Origin of the sequence: Bacillus sp. YC2, from assembly GCF_019891195.1 — a bacterium.
In the GTDB taxonomy this organism is placed as follows: Bacteria; Bacillota; Bacilli; order Bacillales; family Bacillaceae; genus Bacillus.
In genome coordinates, this window is the sequence record NZ_JAHXDO010000004.1 from 71,719 (window position 1) to 91,363 (window position 19,645).

Sequence of the window (19,645 nt, forward strand, 5' to 3'; positions counted from 1 at the left end):
ACAGAATCTTTAGGTGTTTTGAACTTCTGCCCTTTACATCTCTCGTTTTTTTCTTGATAATAAACTAATACAGTTTACATTTAAAAAAGGTGATTCCATGGCGAACGAACAAGTATTGACTGCCGAGCAAGTAATAGATAAAGCGCGCACCTATCTGCCGGAGGAGCAGATTGCGTTTGTTGAGAAAGCTTACCTGTATGCACAAGACGCGCATCGCGAACAGTATCGCAAATCAGGTGAGCCGTACATCATCCATCCGATTCAAGTGGCGGGTATTCTCGTTGATCTTGAAATGGACCCATCCACAATTGCGGGCGGATTTTTGCATGATGTGGTGGAGGATACGGATGTCACTCTCGATGACCTGAAGGAAGCATTCTCAGAAGAAGTGGCGATGCTTGTGGACGGTGTAACGAAGCTCGGTAAAATTAAGTATAAATCTCAAGAAGAACAGCAGGCGGAAAATCACCGCAAAATGTTTGTCGCTATGGCTCAGGATATAAGAGTCATATTGATCAAGCTGGCGGATCGCCTTCATAATATGCGGACGTTAAAGCATCTTCCGCAGGAAAAACAGCGGAGAATTTCAAATGAAACACTTGAAATCTTTGCTCCTTTGGCACACCGCCTCGGGATTTCTAAAATCAAATGGGAGCTTGAGGATACCGCTCTCCGTTATTTGAATCCTCAGCAATATTACAGAATCGTAAACCTCATGAAGAAAAAGCGCGCGGAACGCGAACTTTATGTGGATGAGGTTGTCAATGAAGTAAAAAAACGTGTTGAAGAAGTCAATATCAAAGCTGACTTCTCAGGCCGCCCGAAGCATATTTACAGTATTTATCGCAAGATGGCGCTGCAAAACAAACAATTCAATGAAATATATGATCTGCTCGCCGTCCGTATTCTTGTCGGAAGCATTAAAGACTGCTACGCGGTGCTCGGCATAATTCACACTTGCTGGAAGCCGATGCCGGGCAGATTTAAAGATTATATTGCGATGCCTAAGCCAAACATGTATCAATCCCTTCACACGACTGTGATAGGTCCTAAAGGCGACCCGCTGGAAGTCCAGATCAGAACATTTGAGATGCATGAAATCGCTGAATACGGGGTTGCGGCTCACTGGGCATATAAAGAAGGCAAGGCGGCAAACGAAGAAGCGACTTTTGAGAAAAAGCTTTCCTGGTTCCGTGAAATATTGGAATTCCAAAACGAATCAACCGATGCGGAAGAATTTATGGAATCATTAAAAATTGATTTGTTTTCTGACATGGTATACGTGTTTACGCCAAAAGGCGATGTCATAGAGCTTCCGTCAGGCTCTGTTCCGATCGACTTTTCCTACAGAATTCACTCGGAAATCGGCAATAAAACGATCGGAGCGAAAGTCAACGGGAAAATGGTGACGCTTGATCATAAGCTGAGAACGGGAGACATTGTCGAGATTTTGACTTCCAAGCATTCGTACGGGCCGAGCCAAGACTGGGTCAAACTCGCCCAGACATCGCAGGCGAAACATAAAATCCGCCAGTTCTTTAAAAAACAGCGCCGTGAAGAAAACGTCGAAAAGGGCCGTGAGCTGGTCGAAAAAGAAATCAAAAACCTTGATTTTGAAGTGAAGGATGTTTTAACGCTCGAAAATCTTCAAAAGGTTGCCGATAAGTTCAATTTCTCAAATGAAGAGGATATGTATGCCGCGGTCGGTTATAACGGCATCACTGCTTTGCAGGTGGCCAACAGGCTCACCGAAAAAGAACGGAAACTGCGTGACCAGGAAGAGCAGGAAAAAATCGTTCAAGAGGTTACTGCCGAGCCTAAACAGTATCCGCAAGGGAGAAAGCGGGAAGCGGGTGTCCGCGTAAAAGGCATCGACAACCTTCTCGTCCGTTTGTCAAAATGCTGCAACCCGGTGCCTGGAGACCATATTGTCGGCTTTATTACAAAAGGCCGCGGTGTATCCGTTCACCGTGACGACTGTCCGAACGTGAAAACCAATGAAGCGCAGGAGCGTCTGATTCCGGTCGAATGGGAGCATGAATCACAGGTTCAAAAGCGCAAGGAATATAATGTTGAAATCGAGATTTTAGGCTATGACCGCCGCGGGCTGTTAAACGAGGTGCTTCAAGCCGTAAATGAAACGAAAACAAATATATCATCTGTTTCCGGCAAATCCGACCGCAATAAAGTGGCAACGATTCATATGGCGATTTTTATTCAAAACATCAATCATCTGCACAAAGTGGTCGAGCGGATCAAGCAGATCAGAGACATTTATTCAGTACGCCGGGTAATGAATTAAAAGGAGCTTACAATGAGATTAGTTGTTCAGCGCGTAACAGAAGCAAGCGTGACAGTTGACGGTGCCGAAGTCGGCCGGATCGGTCCCGGCATTATGGCGCTTGTCGGTGTCACTCATGAAGATACAGCGGAAGATGCCGCTTATTTAGCCGAAAAAATTGTTAATCTGCGGATTTTTGACGATGAAAGCGGGAAGATGAATTTATCGCTTTTAGACATAGGCGGAGAGCTTTTATCAGTCTCACAGTTTACGCTTTACGGTGAAACGAAAAAAGGGCGCCGCCCGAATTTTATGGATGCGGCCAAACCGGATCAGGCGCTGCACCTTTATGAGAAATGGAACGACTTTCTTCGTGAAAAAGGGATCAAAGTCGAAACCGGAACATTCGGAGCCATGATGGATGTTCAGCTGACAAACTCAGGACCGGTCACATTGATTATGGATTCTAAACAATAAAAAAGCTGCCAAACGGCAGCTTTTTTTGTTACTGAAAATAATGTTCCAATCCGCTTTCGATTCCGTCGGTCACCTTTTCCTGATATGAGCCGCTATGTAAAATCGTTTCCTCTTGCGGATGGCTGAGATAGCCGAGCTCATACAGCATGGCAGGCCGCTTGTTTTCTCTCAGCACGTAATAGTCTCCGAATAATACGCCGCGGTCAGGAATAGACGAGCGCTTAACCACTTCGGAGTGAACGTCTGAGGCAAGCTCACGATCCTTTGACGGACTGTAATAATAAGCAGTGCTGCCCCGGGTTGACGTATCAGCATAGCTGTCATAGTGAATGCTGATGAAGGCATCTGCATTCCGGTAATGAGAAGTTGAAACACGTGACTGCAGGCTGATAAACGTATCGTCCTGCCTTGTGACATACACATTTGCACCGGCAGCCCTCAATTTGCCTGCTAAAAGCTTAGCGGTTTTAATCGTTAAGTTTTTTTCGAATTGTCCCGAGTAGCCGATCGTTCCGCTGTCTTTTCCGCCGTGTCCGGGGTCAACGACAATCGTTTTGTTTTTGAGTGATCCGTTTCCGCCTGAGGTTTTAGGAGCCGGTGCTTCGCCGGATTCCTCCCCGGTTTTTGACGTTTGGACGACCCAGTTGGCCACATAAGCCGATTGGCCGTTTTCAAGCCGGACTTCATACCATTTGCCGCTTGAGCCGATAATAGGGTAGGATGCGCCCTTATTGGCCCGTTCCACGATGGAAGCAGAGGTCGAAGCCGCGCTTCTTAAATTCGTCCCGCCGTAAACGATATACGCTTTTTTCGCGGAGCTTGAGCTGTCAGAGCCGCCCGAGCCGGAAGCGCTGTCTGATGAATCAGACTCCCTTAGGATGTAGTGGCTCGCCGCCCAGCCCTTTTGCCCGTTTGCTTCAATATTCACCCAGCCGTGGTCTTCGCTCAAAATCGCTACCTTTGTTCCGCGGGATAATTTTGTGATAATTGCTGAACCATGTGACGCTGCGCTTCTGACATTCAACGAGGAAACGCCGACCGTCCCGCTCTTTGAGCCGCGCTGGGATGAATTCTCTTTCGTCTCCCGTCCGCCGCTTTCCGCTGTGACGTAATCGGAAGAAACCCATCCTGCCGTACCTTGATAAGAAATTTTCACCCATCCGGTGTCTTTATCAAGCACGGACGCATGTGCGCCTTGCGGAAGCTTGCCGATGACTTCATACGAAGTCCCGGGCCCTTTTCTGATACGGAGGTCAGGGTCAGTGGAAGTGACTGTTCCGCTTTGTGCGGACGCACTGCTTGTCCCCCCGGTTGTTTTTGATATCAGCCAGGAGACGACCCATCCGGTTTTACCGGAGCTCAGCTGAACCTGCACCCAGTCACCCTCTTCTTTGAGGATCGGATATCTTTCTCCTTTTTTCACTTCAGCTATAATTCCATAGCTCAGGCCGGGACCGCCTCTGACATTGATCTTGTCTGTTGCGATGACGGCTTCTCCTTCTGCGGCAATAACGGTATGAAATGACGGGAGAAGTGCTGTGATGATGACGCTGCATAAAATAAGAGCAAGAGCTTTCTTATTCATGGCTGTCCTCCTTTCTGAACTAACTAAAATATATTCTTGTATAATATCGTAATTTCCTTGTTGAATGTTAAATAAAAATAAAATGATTTGTTTATACTAGTCGTAAATACAGCGAAAAGGTGTGCAAATCATGAAATATCAACCAAAAATGGGTCGCGCGCTACATGATACAGAAGCAAATCTGCACTTCAGTGAACAGGCCGAGGCGGGACAGACCGGCTATCTTGAAGAGACGTCTTCAGAGTTCGGGCTCTTATCGAAAGAAGCCGTCTCAAGGAGAAACAGACGGAATAAAACTTGACAGAGAAGTGCAATCCCATTATTATAATAGAAATTGATGTACATATGAAATTATAACGATTTGAACCGATAATGGAGAAGAGTAGGTCAGAATGCATGGAGAAGAGAGGAACCGTCCCGGGCTGAAAGCGGATCCGCACTGCATCTTTCTCGAAACAACACTCCGGAGGTTTCCTGCTGAACGCTTTTGCATGATGATGCATCGGTCATTAGGCAGCGGACGTGAACCTGCGTTAAGGGCCAGAGCGGGGATGCTGAGGCATTCCAACTAGGGTGGCACCACGGGTATAACTCTCGTCCCTACTATACATGTATAGTAGGGGCGGGAGTTTTTTGATTTCCTGTTTTTAAGAAAGACAATGAAGGAGGCCTGTAAAATGGCATATCACATTCCAAGAGGCACACAGGATATACTGCCGGGTGAATCAGACAGATGGCAGTTCGTTGAACAAATTATGAGAGACACGTGCCGTACTTATCAATATAAAGAAATCCGCACGCCGATTTTTGAGCATACGGAACTGTTCGCCAGAGGCGTCGGTGAATCTACAGACATCGTGCAAAAAGAAATGTATACCTTTGAAGACCGAAAAGGCAGAAGCTTGACGCTTCGCCCTGAAGGCACGGCTGCTGCGGTGCGCGCGTTTAACGAAAATAAATTATTCGCGAATCCGGTTCAGCCGACGAAACTTTACTATGTCGGGCCGATGTTCCGTTATGAACGCCCGCAGACGGGACGCTTCCGTCAATTCTATCAATTCGGGATTGAAGCCATCGGTTCTAAAGATCCGGCCGTAGACGCAGAAGTAATCGCGCTTGCGATGAGCATTTACCGAAAAGCCGGCTTGAAAAATGTCAAGCTCGTGCTGAACAGCCTCGGTGATCAAAACAGCCGTCAGGCCTACCGTGAAGCGCTCGTCAAACATTTTGAACCGCGCATCGGTGAATTTTGTTCAGACTGCCAGTCACGACTGCACACGAATCCGCTCAGAATTCTCGATTGCAAAAAAGACAGAGATCATGAGCTTATGAAAACGGCACCGTCTATTCTTGATTATTTAAATGATGAATCGGCAGCTTATTTTCAAAAGGTGCAGCAATATATAACAGCGCTCGGCATTCCGTTTGAGATCGATCCGAACCTTGTCAGAGGGCTTGATTACTACAATCACACTGCGTTTGAAATCATGAGCAATGCAGAAGGGTTTGGGGCCATTACAACACTTGCCGGCGGCGGCCGCTATGACGGGCTTGTTGAGCAGATCGGCGGACCGGAAGCGCCGGGTATCGGTTTTGCGATGAGCATTGAGCGCCTTCTGGCAGCGATTGACGCCGAGAAAACGGAGCTTCCTGTCAATCAGGGAATTGACTGCTACATCGTCACACTTGGAGAAAAAGCGAAGGATCATTCCGTTTCTCTCGTGTACAAACTGAGAGAAGCCGGCATTTCAAGCGAAATTGATTATGAAAACAAAAAAATGAAGGGCCAATTCAAAACAGCTGACCGCCTGGGCGCGCGTTTTATAGCGATTTTAGGGGAAGACGAACTTGCCCAAAACAAAATCAATCTGAAAAATGCGGATACCGGAGAACAGCGTGAAGTGGTTTTAGATGAGCTGATACAAGTGTTAAAGGCAGATCAAAAGTAGTGAAGGAGAGGAACGCTATGTTTGGAAGAACATTTTATTGTGGCGATATCACTGAAAAATCGATTGGCGAATCCGTCAAACTGAAAGGATGGGTGCAGAAACGGCGTGATCTCGGCGGTTTGATCTTTATTGATTTGCGTGACCGTTCGGGCATTGTGCAAGTGGTATTTAATCCTGACGTATCAGCGGAAGCCCTTGCCGTTGCGGAAGGTATCAGAAATGAATACGTGCTTGATATCGAAGGAACGGTTGTTGCCCGTGAAGAAGGCACAGTGAATCAAAACTTGAAAACAGGCAAAATCGAAATTAAGGCTGAATCGGTAACGGTGCTGAGCGCGGCAAAAACACCGCCGTTTGCGATCAGTGATCAGGCGGATGGCGTTTCAGAGGACGTCCGTTTGAAATACCGCTATTTGGATTTGCGCCGTCCGGCCATGTTCCAGACACTGCAAATGCGCCATCAGGTAACAAAGGCGATCCGCCATTTCTTGGATGAAAACGGATTTCTTGATATTGAAACACCGATTTTAACGAAAAGCTCACCGGAAGGCGCCCGTGATTACTTAGTGCCGAGCCGGGTGCATGAAGGAGAGTTTTACGCCCTTCCGCAATCACCGCAAATTTTTAAGCAGCTGCTGATGGTTTCAGGTTTTGAGCGTTATTATCAAGTGGCCCGCTGCTTCCGTGACGAAGACCTGCGTGCCGACCGTCAGCCTGAATTTACGCAAATCGATATCGAAATGTCCTTCATGAGCCAAGAAGACATCATGGCTCTCGCGGAAGAAATGATGGCGAAGGTCATGCTTGAAACGAAGGGCGTCGAGGTGTCACTTCCGCTTCCGCGTATGACGTACGATAAAGCCATGAACAGTTACGGTTCCGATAAACCGGATACACGCTTCGGCATGCTGCTGACGGATGTATCCGACATTGTGAAGGATACCGAATTTAAAGTGTTCTCATCAGCCGTTGCAAACGGCGGCGTTGTCAAAGCCATCAATGTCAAAGGCGCAGCCGGCGACTATTCCAGAAAAGATATCGATGCGCTCGGCGTATTTGCCGGAAACTACGGCGCCAAAGGCCTTGCATGGGTAAAAGTTGAAGCTGAAGGCGTTAAAGGCCCAATTGCGAAATTCTTTGATGAAGAGAAGCAGGCGAAGCTGATTGAAGCGCTTGACGCTTCTGAAGGCGATTTGCTGCTGTTTGGCGCTGACAAGTTTGAGATTGTCGCCCAATCGCTTGGCGCACTTCGATTGAAGCTCGGAAAAGAGCGCGGCTTGATCGACGAAAGCCTCTTCAACTTCTTATGGGTTGTTGATTGGCCGCTATTAGAGCATGACGCGGAAGAAGGCCGTTTTTATGCGGCGCACCATCCGTTTACAATGCCTGTGCGTGAAGATCTTGAACTGATTGAAACAGCGCCTGAGGACATGAAAGCGCAAGCCTATGACCTTGTCTTAAACGGCTACGAACTCGGCGGCGGCTCGATCCGTATTTTCGAAAAGGATATTCAAGAAAAAATGTTTGCGCTCCTCGGCTTCACAAAAGAACAAGCGGTTGAGGAATTCGGGTATCTTCTCGAAGCATTTGAATACGGCGCTCCTCCGCACGGCGGAATTGCCCTTGGCTTGGACCGTTTGGTTATGCTTCTTGCGGGCCGCACGAATTTAAGAGATACAATCGCCTTCCCGAAAACGGCAAGCGCGAGCTGCCTGCTGACAGAAGCGCCGGGAGAAGTGAGCGACGCCCAGCTTGATGAACTTCACCTTTCTGTCAAAAGTAAAGTGAAAAATTAAGATGAGCAGTTTGTTTCTTGAAAATCAAAATCTGCTGTGATATGATTTTGACAAGTTAAATAAAGTCCTGATGTGTTAGTTGTATACCTAGTTTTGACCGAACATTTTTTTGATTTGGGAGCCCGCATTTTTAAATGGCGTACATGCCTCTTTTCATTCGGTAAAGAGGACTTACAAGATTTAAAAAAGGGCACCCACCTGCTGAGAGCGGGTTCAAAACGAAGGAAAGCTGCAACGGCACAATTGGGACTTTATTTTTTATGTCCTGAAACAGCGGCTTCTTTAAGCCGTGATTCTATAAAACCAGAATGTGGAGTGAGGTTCTTGTTACACCAGTTTTCCCGTAATGAGTTAGCGATTGGAAAAGAAGGGCTGGATACGTTAAAAAACAGCACAGTGGCCGTTCTCGGCGTCGGCGGAGTCGGTTCATTTGCAGCCGAAGCTTTGGCGAGATCAGGGGTGGGGCGCATCTTGCTTGTCGATAAAGATGACGTTGACATTACAAACGTAAACCGTCAAATACACGCGCTCTTGTCAACGGTGGGTCAGCCGAAGACGGATTTAATGAAAGCGCGGATTGCCGATATAAACCCCGATTGTGATGTCATTGCTTTAAAAATGTTTTATACGGAAGAGACGTATGAGCAATTTTTTGACTATCCTCTCGATTATGTCATTGATGCGTCAGATACCATTCATTATAAAATCCATTTAATGAAAGAATGCCTCAAGCGGGACATTCCGTTAATCTCCAGCATGGGAGCGGCAAACAAGACAGACCCGACACGCTTTCAAATCGCTGATATTTCCAAAACGCATACTGATCCGATTGCCAAAGTCGTCCGGACAAGGCTTCGCAAAGAAGGAATTAAAAAAGGCGTACAGGTCATTTTTTCTGATGAAAGTCCGATCGTCATTCGGGAAGAGGTCAGAAAAGAAGTGGGGAATGATGAAGCGAAAATCCGCAAAGCGCAAATGCCGCCGTCTTCCAACGCTTTCGTTCCATCGGTGGCCGGCCTGATTATGGGCGGGCATGTCGTGATGGAACTCTTAAAGGATATTGAAATCAAACGAGTAAAAGATAAATAAAAAGAAAAACAGCCTTAGTCCTTAGTGAGTAAGGCTGTTTTTTATCTAAATAAATCCGCCGTTCACCCGAATCGTCTGGCCTGTCACCCATTCGGATTACAACGGCTTCCGCTTGCTCAGAATGGTTTGCGTAGTTTACTGCGACTTTTATGCCTAACCTGGCGAGCTGTTCGGCTATGACTTTTCCAATGCCTCTTGAAGCACCCGTGATAATGGCCGTATGTTCTTTTCCTCCCTTTTTTAAGAAACCTTCACTGATCAGCTTCAATACTTGCTCAAAATCTTCCCGTCATAAGCATGGGCGGGATGATGAAAACGCGCCGTCGCAAAAAAAAAGAGCAGGCAAGGTCATCAGCGATAGACTGGAACGTATCATTTTCCATTCCTTTTTGGATTATGCCTCTGATTTGCCGATGATCGTTTTGACGTGCCGGCTGATGAGACCGGAAGAGCGGGCTGTCACCTCGGCATACATGTCAAACATTTCCGAATCTTGTTTTGCGTACGTTTGTTTCAGTGAAATGAGCTTAAGCACGTACACAGCATATCAGGTGATTCATTTTCTGAATCTGTTCACAGACTTTGAAGAGGGGCTGAAACCTGTTCTTTAAGCCAGCGCTCCGTTACGGCTTCTTTTAATGCCGTTTTGCTGGGGTAGTACCTGTAGATTGTTCCGTGGCTTACGTTCAGCGGCGTTTAATATTTCTCTTTTGTTTACCTTTTCATTCATGAAAATACCGCCTCCTGATAGGACAACAAATGACAGATTTTAATTTTGTTATTTGATTTTTGTATAAAAAAGACAAGAACACATCGTTGTGTCCTTGCCTGATTATTTTTTCTGTTTCATTAATTTTTCATATACCTGCTTTATAGCGGCTTCGAATTTTCCCGTTTGTTTCGGCTTATAATATTGTTTGTTTTTTAGCGGGTCGGGCAAGTATTGCTGCTCTACCCAGCCGTTCTCAAAGTTGTGCGGATATTCATAGCCGATTCCGCGTCCGAGCTCTTCCGCCCCTTTATAGTGCGCATCCTTTAAATGCTTCGGCACGTCTCCGATTTTTCCCGACCGGATATCCTTGATCGCTTCATCAACTGCTAAAATGGCGGAGTTGGATTTTGGAGAAAGGCACAGCTCAATGACCGCGTTAGCCAGCGGTATTCTCGCTTCAGGAAAGCCGATCCGCTCTGCGGTCTGAATGGCGCTCAGCACCCTCGCCCCAGCCTGCGGGCTTGCAAGTCCGACATCTTCATAGGCGATGACAAGAAGCCGCCGTGATATGCTTTCGAGGTCTCCCGCTTCAATAAGACGGGCCAAATAGTGAAGGGCCGCGTTTGCGTCAGAGCCGCGAATCGATTTCTGGAACGCGGATAAGACGTCATAATGCGCATCTCCGTCTTTATCATGGGAAAAGCTTTTTTTCTGAAGGCATTCTTCCGCGGTTTCAAGCGTTATGCGGATGGTGCCGCCTTCGGACTTTTTCGTTGATAACACGGCGAGCTCAAGCGCGTTTAAGGCTGAACGGACGTCTCCGCCGCAGCCGCCGGCGAAATGATCCATCGCTTCGTCATCGACGGCAACGCGGTAAGAACCGAGTCCCCGGTGTTCATCTGTCAGCGCTCTTGTCAGCGCCTGTTTGATTAAATCAGGCGTTAAAGGTTCAAGCTCAAATATTTGCGTCCGGCTTCTGATGGCCGGGTTAATGGCATGGTAGGGATTGGCTGTCGTTGCGCCGATTAAGATAATCATGCCGTTTTCTAAATAAGGCAGCAGAAAATCCTGTTTTCCCTTATCAAGCCTGTGAACTTCATCAAGTATTAAGATGACCTGCCCGGACATTTTCGCTTCCTGAACGACAATCTCCATGTCTTTTTTATTATGAATTACGGCATTCAGTGTCCGGAATGCAATGCTTGTCGAGCCTGCGATGGCCGTGGCTATCGAAGTCTTGCCGATTCCCGGAGGGCCGTACAGGATCATGGATGATAAATGCTTGGCACGCACCATTCTGCCGATGATTTTATCTTCTTTGACCAAATGCTCTTGGCCGATAATATCTTCAATTTTGGTAGGACGCATTCGATACGCCAATGGCTTCATGATCATCTCTCCTTACATATACAGGGTAACGGAAAAATAACGATTAGAAAAGGGGGTTATCTCAGTCCGCGTGAGCCAATGAAAATTAGGATAAGTTATGTTATAATAACAGTTGGTCTATAAGATACTAAACAGATTATTCATATCCATTTACTCGTATAAATTAACAATTGAATTGACTGGGGTGTTCATAATGAAAATATCGACAAAGGGAAGATACGGGCTCACCATTATGATTGAATTGGCGAAAAAACACGGAGACGGTCCGACTTCGCTCAAAACCATTGCCCAAACAAACAGCCTTTCGGAGCATTACTTAGAACAGCTTGTATCGCCGCTCAGAAACGCCGGACTCGTAAAAAGCATCAGGGGCGCTTACGGCGGTTACGTTCTCGGCGGCCAGCCTGAAGAGATAACGGCCGGAGACATTATCAGAGTGCTGGAAGGACCGATCAGTCCGGTGGAAGTGCTTGAGGATGAAGAGCCTGCCAAACGGGAATTGTGGATCCGCATCCGAGACGCAGTAAAAGAAGTGCTGGACAGCACGACGTTAGAAGACCTTGCGAGCTACACAGACGGCGAGCAGGAAGCTTACATGTTCTATATTTAAATCAGAGGTGTAAAAACAATGGAACGGATTTATTTAGATCATGCCGCGACATCTCCAATGGATGAGCGTGTGCTGGAAAAAATGAAACCGCACTTCTTCGGCAGTTTCGGCAATCCGTCAAGCATTCATTCCTTCGGGAGAGAATCACGCAAATGGGTAGACGAAGCGAGAGCGGATATCGCACGGGAAATCGGCGCGAAAGAACAGGAAATCATTTTTACAAGCGGCGGCACGGAAGCTGATAATTTAGCCATCCTCGGAACCGCGGCGGCACGGAAAGACAAAGGAAAGCATATCATTACGACGGCTATTGAGCATCATGCCGTTTTGCATGCTTGCGAAAAGCTGGAAGAAGACGGGTTTGAGGTGACATACCTGATCCCGGGCCCTTCAGGACGGATCTGTGCTAATCAGGTGAAAGAAGCGCTTCGTGATGATACAATCCTTGTTACCGTCATGTATGGCAATAACGAAGTCGGAACGGTTCAGCCGATTGACGAAATCGGAGAGCTGTTAAGCGGGCATCAAGCCTATTTTCACACAGATGCCGTTCAGGCGTTCGGTTATCTGCCGATTGACGTGAATAAAAGCCGAATTGACTTGCTGTCTGTTTCCGGTCATAAGCTAAACGGACCAAAAGGGACAGGCTTTTTATATGTAAATCAAGAGGTGAAGCTGTCACCGATGCTTCTTGGCGGGGAGCAGGAAAGAAAGCGGCGCGCGGGTACGGAGAATGTACCGGGCATCGCCGGGTTAAAGGAAGCGGTCGTTCTTTCAAACCGTGAGCGGGAAGAAAAAACCGAGCTGTTTAAGGATTTTAAGAACATCATTATCAGCACGCTGGAAAAAGCCGGCGTCAAGGCGGAGGTGAACGGAGATGCCGAGAACAGCCTGCCTCACATTTTAAATCTTTATTTTCCGGGTGTGCCGGTGGAAGCGCTGCTGGTCAATCTTGACATGGAAGGCGTTGCCGTATCAAGCGGGTCTGCGTGTACCGCGGGATCCGTTCTTCCGTCCCACGTGCTTACGGGCATGTTCGGAAGCGAGAGCGACAGGCTGACCTCGTCAATCCGCCTCAGCTTCGGCCTCGGCAATACGGCGGAACAAATCGAAACAGCCGCCGAAAAGCTTGCCGCCGTTGTCAAACGGCTTGCTTAAAAGAGCGGACTTACGTTTTTAATGGAGTGAATGCAAATGGAAAAACGGCCGGAGGATACTAGAGTCGTTGTCGGAATGTCAGGCGGCGTCGACTCTTCCGTGGCAGCCCTTTTGTTAAAAGAGCAGGGCTACGATGTAATCGGGATATTTATGAAAAACTGGGACGATACGGATGAGAACGGATTTTGCACGGCGACGGAAGATTACGAAGATGTCATCCGTGTCTGCAACCAAATCGGGATTCCGTATTATGCCGTCAATTTTGAAAAACAATATTGGGAAAAGGTGTTTCAATATTTCCTGGATGAATATAAAGCCGGAAGAACCCCAAATCCGGATGTCATGTGCAACAAAGAAATTAAGTTTAAGGCTTTCTTAGAGCATGCTTTATCACTCGGCGCGGATTATCTCGCCACAGGCCATTATGCGCGGGTTGACAGAAGCGGGGATTCAGTACGCATGCTCCGCGGGCTTGATGAGAATAAAGATCAAACCTACTTTTTAAATCAGCTCAGCCAAGAGCAGCTCAGTAAAGTGATGTTCCCGATCGGTGATCTGCAAAAGAGCCGCGTCCGGGAAATCGCCAAAGAAGCAGAGCTTGCGACGGCAGCGAAAAAAGACAGCACGGGCATCTGCTTTATCGGTGAACGCAACTTCAAAACGTTTCTCAGCCAATATCTCCCTGCTCAGCCGGGCGATATGATGACGATGGACGGAGAAGTGAAGGGGCGCCATGACGGCCTGATGTATTATACGATCGGCCAGCGGCACGGCCTCGGAATCGGCGGAAGCGGCGAGCCGTGGTTTGCGGTCGGAAAAGATCTTGAAAAAAATATTCTATACGTTGATCAAGGGTTCCATAATCCGCTTTTGTATTCTGATAAGATTACAGCGACAAATGTCAGCTGGACGCGTCCCGGCATAATGGACGGAAGTGAAATAAGCTGCACGGCGAAATTCCGCTACCGTCAGGAAGATCACAAAGTTACCGTGAAAATGACGGGCGCAGATGAAGCGGAAATCGTGTTTGACGGGCAGGTTCGCGCCGTGACGCCGGGACAAGCCGTCGTCTTTTATGACGGTGAAGAGTGCCTTGGCGGCGGAACGATTGACGATGTCTATAAAGACGGAACGAAACTTTGGTACGTATAACACATGTCAAAAACCTCAACTCGCATGTTGGGGTTTTTTAGCGAAAGGAAGATGAGGAATGGATTATAATAAAATCGGGATTGACGCCATGCAGGAAGGCGATTACGAAAAAGCGGCCCAAGCCTTTACAAAGGCTATCGAAGAAAATGCCCAAGATGCGGTGCCGTACATTAACTTTGCGAACTTGCTTTCCTCTGTAAATGAATTGGAACGGGCGCTTAAATTTTATGACAAAGCGCTTGAACTGGACAGCTCAGCGGCAGCGGCATATTATGGATCGGGAAATGTATATGTTATGAAAGAATCTTATCCGGAAGCGAAGGATATGTTTGAAAAAGCACTTCGTTCAGGTATGGAAAACGGCGACTTGTTTTATATGCTCGGCACCGTTCTCGTTAAATTAGAGCAGCCGAAGCTTGCGCTGCCTTATTTGCAGCGTGCCGTTGAACTGAATGAAAATGACACGGAGGCCCGTTTCCAATTTGGAATGTGTCTGGCAAATGAAGAAATGCTTGATGAAGCGCTGGCGCAATTCAATGCAGTAATTGAGCAGGACCCAGATCACGCAGATGCGTTTTATAATGCGGGTGTCGCCTATGCGTATAAAGAAAATCGTGAAAAGGCGCTTCAGATGCTTGAACGCACGCTTGAAATACAGCCGGATCATATGCTTGCGCTTCATGCGAAACAGCTTATCGCCCAATCATAATCGAGAAGGAGGGAAGGCTCGTGGATCAGCTGAAAATGGAAGAAGAGCCGTTTGTAAAAGGCACCATTCATACTGTCATTTATCATAATGACACCAACCTGTACACGGTGCTGAAAGTAAAAGTCGCCGAAACGTCTGAAGCGATTGAAGACAAGGTCGTCTCCGTAACGGGCTACTTCCCTCTGCTGCAAGAAGAAGAGACTTACACGTTTTACGGAAAAACGGCGACGCATCCTAAGTTCGGCCTGCAATTTCAGGCAGAGCATTTTAAAAAAGAAATTCCGACCACAAAAGAAGGCATCATCCACTATTTATCAAGTGATCTGTTTGAGGGCATCGGTAAAAAAACGGCAGAAGAAATCGTTAAAAAGCTGGGAGACGGCGCACTGAATAAAATTCTGGCCGATGCTTCCGTTCTTTATGATGTCCCGAAAATGTCAAAAAAGAAAGCGGATAAGCTTGCAGGCGAGCTTCAGCGCCATCAGGGCTTGGAGCAGATTATGATTTCTCTGAACCAATACGGCTTCGGGCCGCAGCTGTCCATGAAAATTTATCAGGCTTACGAAACAGAGACGCTTGAAAAAATTCAGGAAAATCCCTATCAGCTTGTGAAGGATGTGGAAGGCATCGGCTTTGTAAAAGCGGATGAGCTGGGCGGGAAAATGGGGCTGTCCGGAAACCACCCTGAGCGGATTAAAGCGGCTATTTTATACACCATTGAATCGACGTGCCTTTCAGAGGGGCATACGTACATAGAAACAAAACAGCTTATCATCAACACACAAACGCTTTTAAATCAATCTTCCGACGGCGGGCGCGTGTCGGAAATGGACGCGGCCGACGGTATTATCGCTCTGGGGGAGCATAAAGATATCGTGATAGAAGATGAACGCTGTTATTTTCCGTCCTTGTTTTACGCGGAGCAGAACGTAGCGAAGCGCGTGCTTGATATTGCGGGCCAAACTGAGTACGCTGATCAATTTCCCGAATCAGAATTTTTGCTGGCACTCGGTGAATTGGAAGAGCGCATGAAAGTTCAATACGCCCCAAGCCAAAAGGATGCGATTCAAAAGGCGCTCTCATCACCGATGCTGCTGCTGACCGGAGGACCCGGCACCGGAAAAACAACCGTAATCAGAGGAATTGTCGAATTATACAGCGAACTGCACGGTGTGTCGCTCGATCCGGCAGATTATAAAAAAGACGAAGCATTTCCGGTGCTGCTTGCCGCCCCGACAGGAAGAGCCGCAAAACGGATGAGCGAATCTACGGGTCTGCCGGCTGTCACGATTCACAGGCTGCTCGGCTGGAACGGGGCTGAAGGCTTTACCTATAATGAAGATCAGCCGATTGAGGGAAAACTGCTTATTATAGATGAAGCGAGTATGCTCGATATTTGGCTGGCGAACCATCTGTTTAAGGCGCTCCCCAAGCACATTCAGCTGATTATCGTCGGTGATGAAGACCAGCTTCCGTCTGTAGGGCCGGGCCAAGTGTTAAGAGATCTGTTGGCCTCTGAGGTGCTGCCGACGGTCCGCCTGACCGACATTTACCGACAGGCTGAAGGATCATCCATCGTTGAGCTCGCCCATGATATGAAAAAAGGAATGCTGCCTAAGGGACTGACGGCGCCGACAAAGGATCGCTCGTTTATCCGCTGCAATTCCTCGCAAATTAAAGAGGTTGTTGATAAGGTCGTCTCAAACGCGTTAAAGAAGGGATATACATCAAAGGATATCCAAGTGCTTGCGCCGATGTACAGGGGAAAAGCCGGAATTAACGAGCTCAACATACTTCTTCAAGACATTATGAATCCGCCGAAAGAAAAAAGGCGTGAACTGAAATTCGGAGATGTTGTCTACAGGACGGGAGATAAAATATTGCAGCTTGTCAATCAGCCGGAAAACAATGTGTTTAACGGTGACATCGGCGAAATCGTGTCCATCTTTTATGCCAAAGAAAATACGGAAAAAGAAGACATGGCGGTCGTGTCGTTTGACGGCAATGAAATCACTTTTACGAAAAAAGATTTCAGCCAATTTACCCACGCCTATTGCTGTTCAATTCATAAGTCTCAAGGAAGCGAATTTCCGATTGTTGTCCTTCCGGTAGTCAAAGGCTATTACCGGATGCTCAGGAGAAATCTGCTATATACAGCCATTACAAGGGCGAAAAAATTTCTGATTCTTTGCGGAGAGGAAGAAGCGCTTGAGTGGGGCGTCAAAAATAATGATGCAACCGTCAGGCAAACGTCGCTCAAAAACAGGCTGGCTCAGCAGACGGAAGAGATGGATGAAGAGCTGGCGGCATTGCAAAAAGAGCTGCCGTTCAGTGTATATGATGCAAATATCGGAATGGAAGGCATTACGCCGTTTGATTTTATGAAAGAAGAAGCGTGAACAAACCCGGCATGAATATGTGCCGGGTTTTTATTGTGGAAGTCATTTCAAAGTATGGCGCCCGGCTTCTTGGCAAAACCTATACGTGTTCAACAAAAGGTGGTTGATCACACTTTGAGAACATGCCATGCAGCTGAAGGACGCACTGTATATGCCGAACGCACTAGCCGTAATCTCGGGATGATTTCGGATGTGTGTTTCTCTCTTGACGGAAAGTTTCTCGGTTTTGTTCTTGAACAGAAACGCCTGTTTCATCACCGCCATCTGTTTTTGCAGGCCTCTGATATAAGTGATATGAACCAGCAAGCCGTTTCTGCCGTTACAGACCGCCTGCTGCCTTTGCCGAAGAGCTGTTTCACCTTTGAACAGATTAAGATGCAGCCGGTGAAATCGCCTGAGGGTGAAATGATGGGGCTTATGGAAGATGTATACTTTTGTATGGACAAGGGCATAATCGTAGCATATGAACTCTCGGACGGCTTCTTTTCAGATCTGGCAGGCAAACGCCAAGTGCGGCGTGCAGCTGATACGCTTATCGAAATAGGGAAAGACGGCATCGTCCTGAACGGATAAGAGGTGTAGTCTGTGCTTATATGTCCAAACTGCAAAAGTAAAGATATCGGCAAAATCGGCGTAAATCAATATTATTGCTGGGGCTGTTTCATTGAACTGACGGTGGCAAAGGGCAAAATTGCGACACATCAAGTAGAGGAAGACGGCACGTTAAGCAGTCTTGATGATTTGTTTTCTGAAGATGAACGCAGTATCAATTTTTAGTTTTGAAAGGAGATACGCGCGATGGGTAAAACAATGACCTCTTTATTGGCTTTAGGAGCGGGAGCCATTATGTACCGCATGGCCTCTCAGTCAGATATGATGAACAAAAAAGGCATGAAACGGATGAGACGACGTGTCATGAAAATGTTTTAATGTGAAAAAGGATACTTCTTTCAGGAGTATCCTTTTTACATCTGTCTGGCTTCAAGCCGTCTGGCTGCAAGTGAAAGGCTGTAATTGACCGCAAAGTACATAAAGGCCGCCAGCAGAAATATCGGGAAGAAATAACCGCCGTCTGCGCTTTGTCCGTTTAATATCTGTGCATTATGAACCAATTCGGGAAGAGCGATGACGACCGCGAGAGACGTATCCTTTAACAAAGAGATAAATTGGCTTACAATCGGCGGGACCATGCGGCGGAGCGCCTGCGGCATCACGACGAGAAAGAGCGTTTGCGTATAGGTGAGGCCTGAAGAGCGAGCCGCTTCAATCTGTCCTTTATCAACGGATTGTAAACCGCTTCTGATAATTTCTGACAGCATGGCCGATTCGAATATGGTCAGAGCGGTGATGGCAGCCGCTGTAATCTCCAGTTTCATCCCGATTTCCGGCAGGGCAAAAAACGTGAAGAAAATGATTAATAACAGCGGCAGATTTCGGATTGTTTCAACGGCTGCCGCAATAACGCGGGAGACAATCGGAATTTTCGCATAGCGCAAAGTGCCGGCGACAAGCCCGAAAATAAAACTGAGTATAATTGAAATAAAAGCAACATAAAGCGTAATCAAAAATCCGTTCCATAAAAACAGCAGATGGTCCGGCGTATAGGCGCCGATGAAGTCCACGGCTCTCACTCTCCTTCGTTAATAACTTTTTCCGAGGCGTTTTTCTAAATAATGAACACCGAGGCTGAGCGGTATCGTTAAAATTAAATAAAAGAGCGCTGCAAAGATGTACACATCAAATACAACGAGCGTGCTGGAGGAAACGAGATCCGCCTGATACATTAAATCCAATCCCGCCACCACCCCGAGTATAGAGGAGTTCTTTACAAGATTTAAAAACTGATTTCCGAGCGGCGGAATAACGATTTTAATCGCCTGAGGAAGGATGATGTATCTCATCGCCTGGCCGTATGTAAAGCCTGAGGATCTGGCCGCTTCCATTTGTCCTTTGGCGACGGTCTGAATCCCGGCCCTGATTGCTTCTGCGATAAAAGCGGACGTATATATGGTCAGCGCGATCGTTCCCGCCTGGAAGCCGTCAAGCCGCAGCCCGGCGTTCGGCAGGCCGAAATAGAAAACAAACGTAATTAAGAGGAGGGGAATATTTCGGATGAATTCCACATACGCTGTTCCGATCCATTGAAATGGCTTAAAAGCCGTCATTCTCATAACGGCAATCAAAACGCCCAGCAAAAAACTGCCGGCGAGTGCGATCAGGCTTGCGAGCAGCGTGTGGAAAAAACCGTCCAGATACATATCGAAGTTATCGGCTAAAATAGAAATGTTCACGCTTTTTCACTCCTTATAAAATGGGATGAGCACATCTGCTCATCCCGC

At 47.2% G+C, this 19,645-nt stretch carries 20 protein-coding genes, 1 other RNA gene, 1 pseudogene and 1 other annotated feature; of the genes and pseudogenes, 15 read left to right on the forward strand and 7 right to left on the reverse strand.

The features are described from left to right. Nucleotides 1–97: 97 nt before the first annotated feature. Together relA and dtd are read left to right on the forward strand one after the other, a co-directional pair. The gene (relA, locus tag KY305_RS08640; protein WP_223062192.1) at nt 98–2,302 is read left to right on the forward strand and encodes a GTP diphosphokinase; all 2,205 of its coding nucleotides are present in this window, start codon (nt 98–100) and stop codon (nt 2,300–2,302) included. Nucleotides 2,303–2,314: 12 nt separating this feature from the next. Further along, on the forward strand, nt 2,315–2,758 hold the full coding sequence (gene dtd / locus KY305_RS08645) for a D-aminoacyl-tRNA deacylase (RefSeq protein WP_223062193.1): 444 nt from the start codon (nt 2,315–2,317) through the stop codon (nt 2,756–2,758). Between the two features lie 28 nt (nt 2,759–2,786). Here the strand turns inward: dtd and KY305_RS08650 are convergent, their stop codons facing one another. After that, complete coding sequence (locus tag KY305_RS08650; RefSeq protein WP_223062194.1) at nt 2,787–4,343, reverse strand: N-acetylmuramoyl-L-alanine amidase family protein; 1,557 nt, start codon at nt 4,341–4,343, stop codon at nt 2,787–2,789. Nucleotides 4,344–4,473: 130 nt separating this feature from the next. On the opposite strand from KY305_RS08650, the gene KY305_RS08655 reads away from it, so the two are divergent. From KY305_RS08655 to KY305_RS08675, 5 genes are all read left to right on the forward strand, one after another. Beyond that, a complete protein-coding gene (locus KY305_RS08655; RefSeq protein ID WP_223062195.1) occupies nt 4,474–4,644 on the forward strand; it encodes a YrzK family protein in 171 nt (56 codons plus the stop codon). Between the two features lie 59 nt (nt 4,645–4,703). Next, nucleotides 4,704–4,948: a binding site (T-box leader), on the forward strand. A gap of 72 nt (nt 4,949–5,020) precedes the next feature. Beyond that, nucleotides 5,021–6,292: a histidine--tRNA ligase gene (gene hisS, locus KY305_RS08660; RefSeq protein ID WP_223062196.1), complete on the forward strand. Its 1,272-nt coding sequence runs from the start codon at nt 5,021–5,023 to the stop codon at nt 6,290–6,292. Nucleotides 6,293–6,309: 17 nt separating this feature from the next. Beyond that, the gene (gene aspS / locus KY305_RS08665) at nt 6,310–8,088 is read left to right on the forward strand and encodes an aspartate--tRNA ligase (RefSeq protein WP_223062197.1); all 1,779 of its coding nucleotides are present in this window, start codon (nt 6,310–6,312) and stop codon (nt 8,086–8,088) included. Nucleotides 8,089–8,149: 61 nt separating this feature from the next. Continuing rightward, a non-coding RNA gene (gene ssrS / locus KY305_RS08670) (6S RNA) lies at nt 8,150–8,342 on the forward strand. Nucleotides 8,343–8,412: 70 nt separating this feature from the next. After that, entirely contained in the window at nt 8,413–9,177 is a 765-nt protein-coding gene (locus KY305_RS08675; protein ID WP_214798176.1) for a tRNA threonylcarbamoyladenosine dehydratase, read from the forward strand. Nucleotides 9,178–9,265: 88 nt separating this feature from the next. Here the strand turns inward: KY305_RS08675 and KY305_RS19955 are convergent. The 4 genes and pseudogenes from KY305_RS19955 to KY305_RS08695 all read right to left on the reverse strand — a co-directional run. After that, nucleotides 9,266–9,436, reverse strand: a pseudogene (locus KY305_RS19955) (SDR family NAD(P)-dependent oxidoreductase); the annotation flags it as partial. 135 nt (nt 9,437–9,571) lie between these two features. Continuing rightward, nucleotides 9,572–9,712 carry a hypothetical protein gene (locus KY305_RS08685; RefSeq protein WP_223062198.1) on the reverse strand — a complete coding sequence of 47 codons (141 nt, stop codon included), beginning with the start codon at nt 9,710–9,712 and terminating at the stop codon, nt 9,572–9,574. Between the two features lie 72 nt (nt 9,713–9,784). After that, nucleotides 9,785–9,907 carry a hypothetical protein gene (locus tag KY305_RS08690; RefSeq protein WP_262417659.1) on the reverse strand — a complete coding sequence of 41 codons (123 nt, stop codon included), beginning with the start codon at nt 9,905–9,907 and terminating at the stop codon, nt 9,785–9,787. Nucleotides 9,908–10,009: 102 nt separating this feature from the next. Then, on the reverse strand, nt 10,010–11,278 hold the full coding sequence (locus tag KY305_RS08695; RefSeq protein ID WP_223062199.1) for a replication-associated recombination protein A: 1,269 nt from the start codon (nt 11,276–11,278) through the stop codon (nt 10,010–10,012). 193 nt (nt 11,279–11,471) lie between these two features. Between KY305_RS08695 and cymR the strand changes: the two genes are divergently transcribed. From cymR to KY305_RS08735, 8 genes are all read left to right on the forward strand, one after another. Beyond that, nucleotides 11,472–11,888 (forward strand): cysteine metabolism transcriptional regulator CymR, encoded by a 417-nt coding sequence (gene cymR, locus KY305_RS08700; protein ID WP_223062200.1) that lies wholly within the window; start codon nt 11,472–11,474, stop codon nt 11,886–11,888. Between the two features lie 18 nt (nt 11,889–11,906). Then, nucleotides 11,907–13,046 carry a cysteine desulfurase family protein gene (locus KY305_RS08705; protein WP_223062201.1) on the forward strand — a complete coding sequence of 380 codons (1,140 nt, stop codon included), beginning with the start codon at nt 11,907–11,909 and terminating at the stop codon, nt 13,044–13,046. A gap of 36 nt (nt 13,047–13,082) precedes the next feature. Continuing rightward, nucleotides 13,083–14,198 (forward strand): tRNA 2-thiouridine(34) synthase MnmA, encoded by a 1,116-nt coding sequence (gene mnmA, locus KY305_RS08710; protein ID WP_223062202.1) that lies wholly within the window; start codon nt 13,083–13,085, stop codon nt 14,196–14,198. Between the two features lie 88 nt (nt 14,199–14,286). After that, nucleotides 14,287–14,907 (forward strand): tetratricopeptide repeat protein, encoded by a 621-nt coding sequence (locus KY305_RS08715; protein WP_223062356.1) that lies wholly within the window; start codon nt 14,287–14,289, stop codon nt 14,905–14,907. A gap of 35 nt (nt 14,908–14,942) precedes the next feature. Continuing rightward, a complete protein-coding gene (gene recD2 / locus KY305_RS08720; protein ID WP_223062357.1) occupies nt 14,943–17,306 on the forward strand; it encodes an SF1B family DNA helicase RecD2 in 2,364 nt (787 codons plus the stop codon). Between the two features lie 114 nt (nt 17,307–17,420). Further along, entirely contained in the window at nt 17,421–17,879 is a 459-nt protein-coding gene (locus tag KY305_RS08725; protein ID WP_223062203.1) for a PRC-barrel domain-containing protein, read from the forward strand. Between the two features lie 12 nt (nt 17,880–17,891). Next, nucleotides 17,892–18,083, forward strand: a complete 192-nt coding sequence (locus KY305_RS08730) for a hypothetical protein (protein ID WP_003225893.1) — start codon at nt 17,892–17,894, stop codon at nt 18,081–18,083. A 21-nt stretch (nt 18,084–18,104) separates the two neighbouring features. Continuing rightward, nucleotides 18,105–18,236: a YrzQ family protein gene (locus tag KY305_RS08735; protein WP_064485278.1), complete on the forward strand. Its 132-nt coding sequence runs from the start codon at nt 18,105–18,107 to the stop codon at nt 18,234–18,236. A 35-nt stretch (nt 18,237–18,271) separates the two neighbouring features. Here KY305_RS08735 and KY305_RS08740 read toward each other — a convergent pair whose 3' ends face one another. Together KY305_RS08740 and KY305_RS08745 are read right to left on the reverse strand one after the other, a co-directional pair. Further along, nucleotides 18,272–18,928: an amino acid ABC transporter permease gene (locus KY305_RS08740; RefSeq protein WP_223062204.1), complete on the reverse strand. Its 657-nt coding sequence runs from the start codon at nt 18,926–18,928 to the stop codon at nt 18,272–18,274. A gap of 18 nt (nt 18,929–18,946) precedes the next feature. Further along, on the reverse strand, nt 18,947–19,597 hold the full coding sequence (locus KY305_RS08745) for an amino acid ABC transporter permease (RefSeq protein ID WP_223062205.1): 651 nt from the start codon (nt 19,595–19,597) through the stop codon (nt 18,947–18,949). Between the last annotated feature and the right edge of the window lie 48 nt (nt 19,598–19,645).

Bases quoted from the DNA above. Each gene is read 5' to 3' on its own strand.
- KY305_RS08695 (WP_223062199.1), bottom strand. From the start codon at position 11,278: ATGAAGCCATTGGCGTATCGAATGCGTCCTACCAAAATTGAAGATATT.
- hisS (WP_223062196.1), top strand. From the start codon at position 5,021: ATGGCATATCACATTCCAAGAGGCACACAGGATATACTGCCGGGTGAA.
- KY305_RS08715 (WP_223062356.1), top strand. From the start codon at position 14,287: ATGCAGGAAGGCGATTACGAAAAAGCGGCCCAAGCCTTTACAAAGGCT.
- KY305_RS08705 (WP_223062201.1), top strand. From the start codon at position 11,907: ATGGAACGGATTTATTTAGATCATGCCGCGACATCTCCAATGGATGAG.
- KY305_RS08690 (WP_262417659.1), bottom strand. From the start codon at position 9,907: ATGAATGAAAAGGTAAACAAAAGAGAAATATTAAACGCCGCTGAACGT.
- KY305_RS08735 (WP_064485278.1), top strand. From the start codon at position 18,105: ATGGGTAAAACAATGACCTCTTTATTGGCTTTAGGAGCGGGAGCCATT.
- KY305_RS08650 (WP_223062194.1), bottom strand. From the start codon at position 4,343: ATGAATAAGAAAGCTCTTGCTCTTATTTTATGCAGCGTCATCATCACA.
- KY305_RS08655 (WP_223062195.1), top strand. From the start codon at position 4,474: ATGAAATATCAACCAAAAATGGGTCGCGCGCTACATGATACAGAAGCA.
- dtd (WP_223062193.1), top strand. From the start codon at position 2,315: ATGAGATTAGTTGTTCAGCGCGTAACAGAAGCAAGCGTGACAGTTGAC.
- aspS (WP_223062197.1), top strand. From the start codon at position 6,310: ATGTTTGGAAGAACATTTTATTGTGGCGATATCACTGAAAAATCGATT.
- relA (WP_223062192.1), top strand. From the start codon at position 98: ATGGCGAACGAACAAGTATTGACTGCCGAGCAAGTAATAGATAAAGCG.
- mnmA (WP_223062202.1), top strand. From the start codon at position 13,083: ATGGAAAAACGGCCGGAGGATACTAGAGTCGTTGTCGGAATGTCAGGC.
- cymR (WP_223062200.1), top strand. From the start codon at position 11,472: ATGAAAATATCGACAAAGGGAAGATACGGGCTCACCATTATGATTGAA.
- recD2 (WP_223062357.1), top strand. From the start codon at position 14,943: ATGGAAGAAGAGCCGTTTGTAAAAGGCACCATTCATACTGTCATTTAT.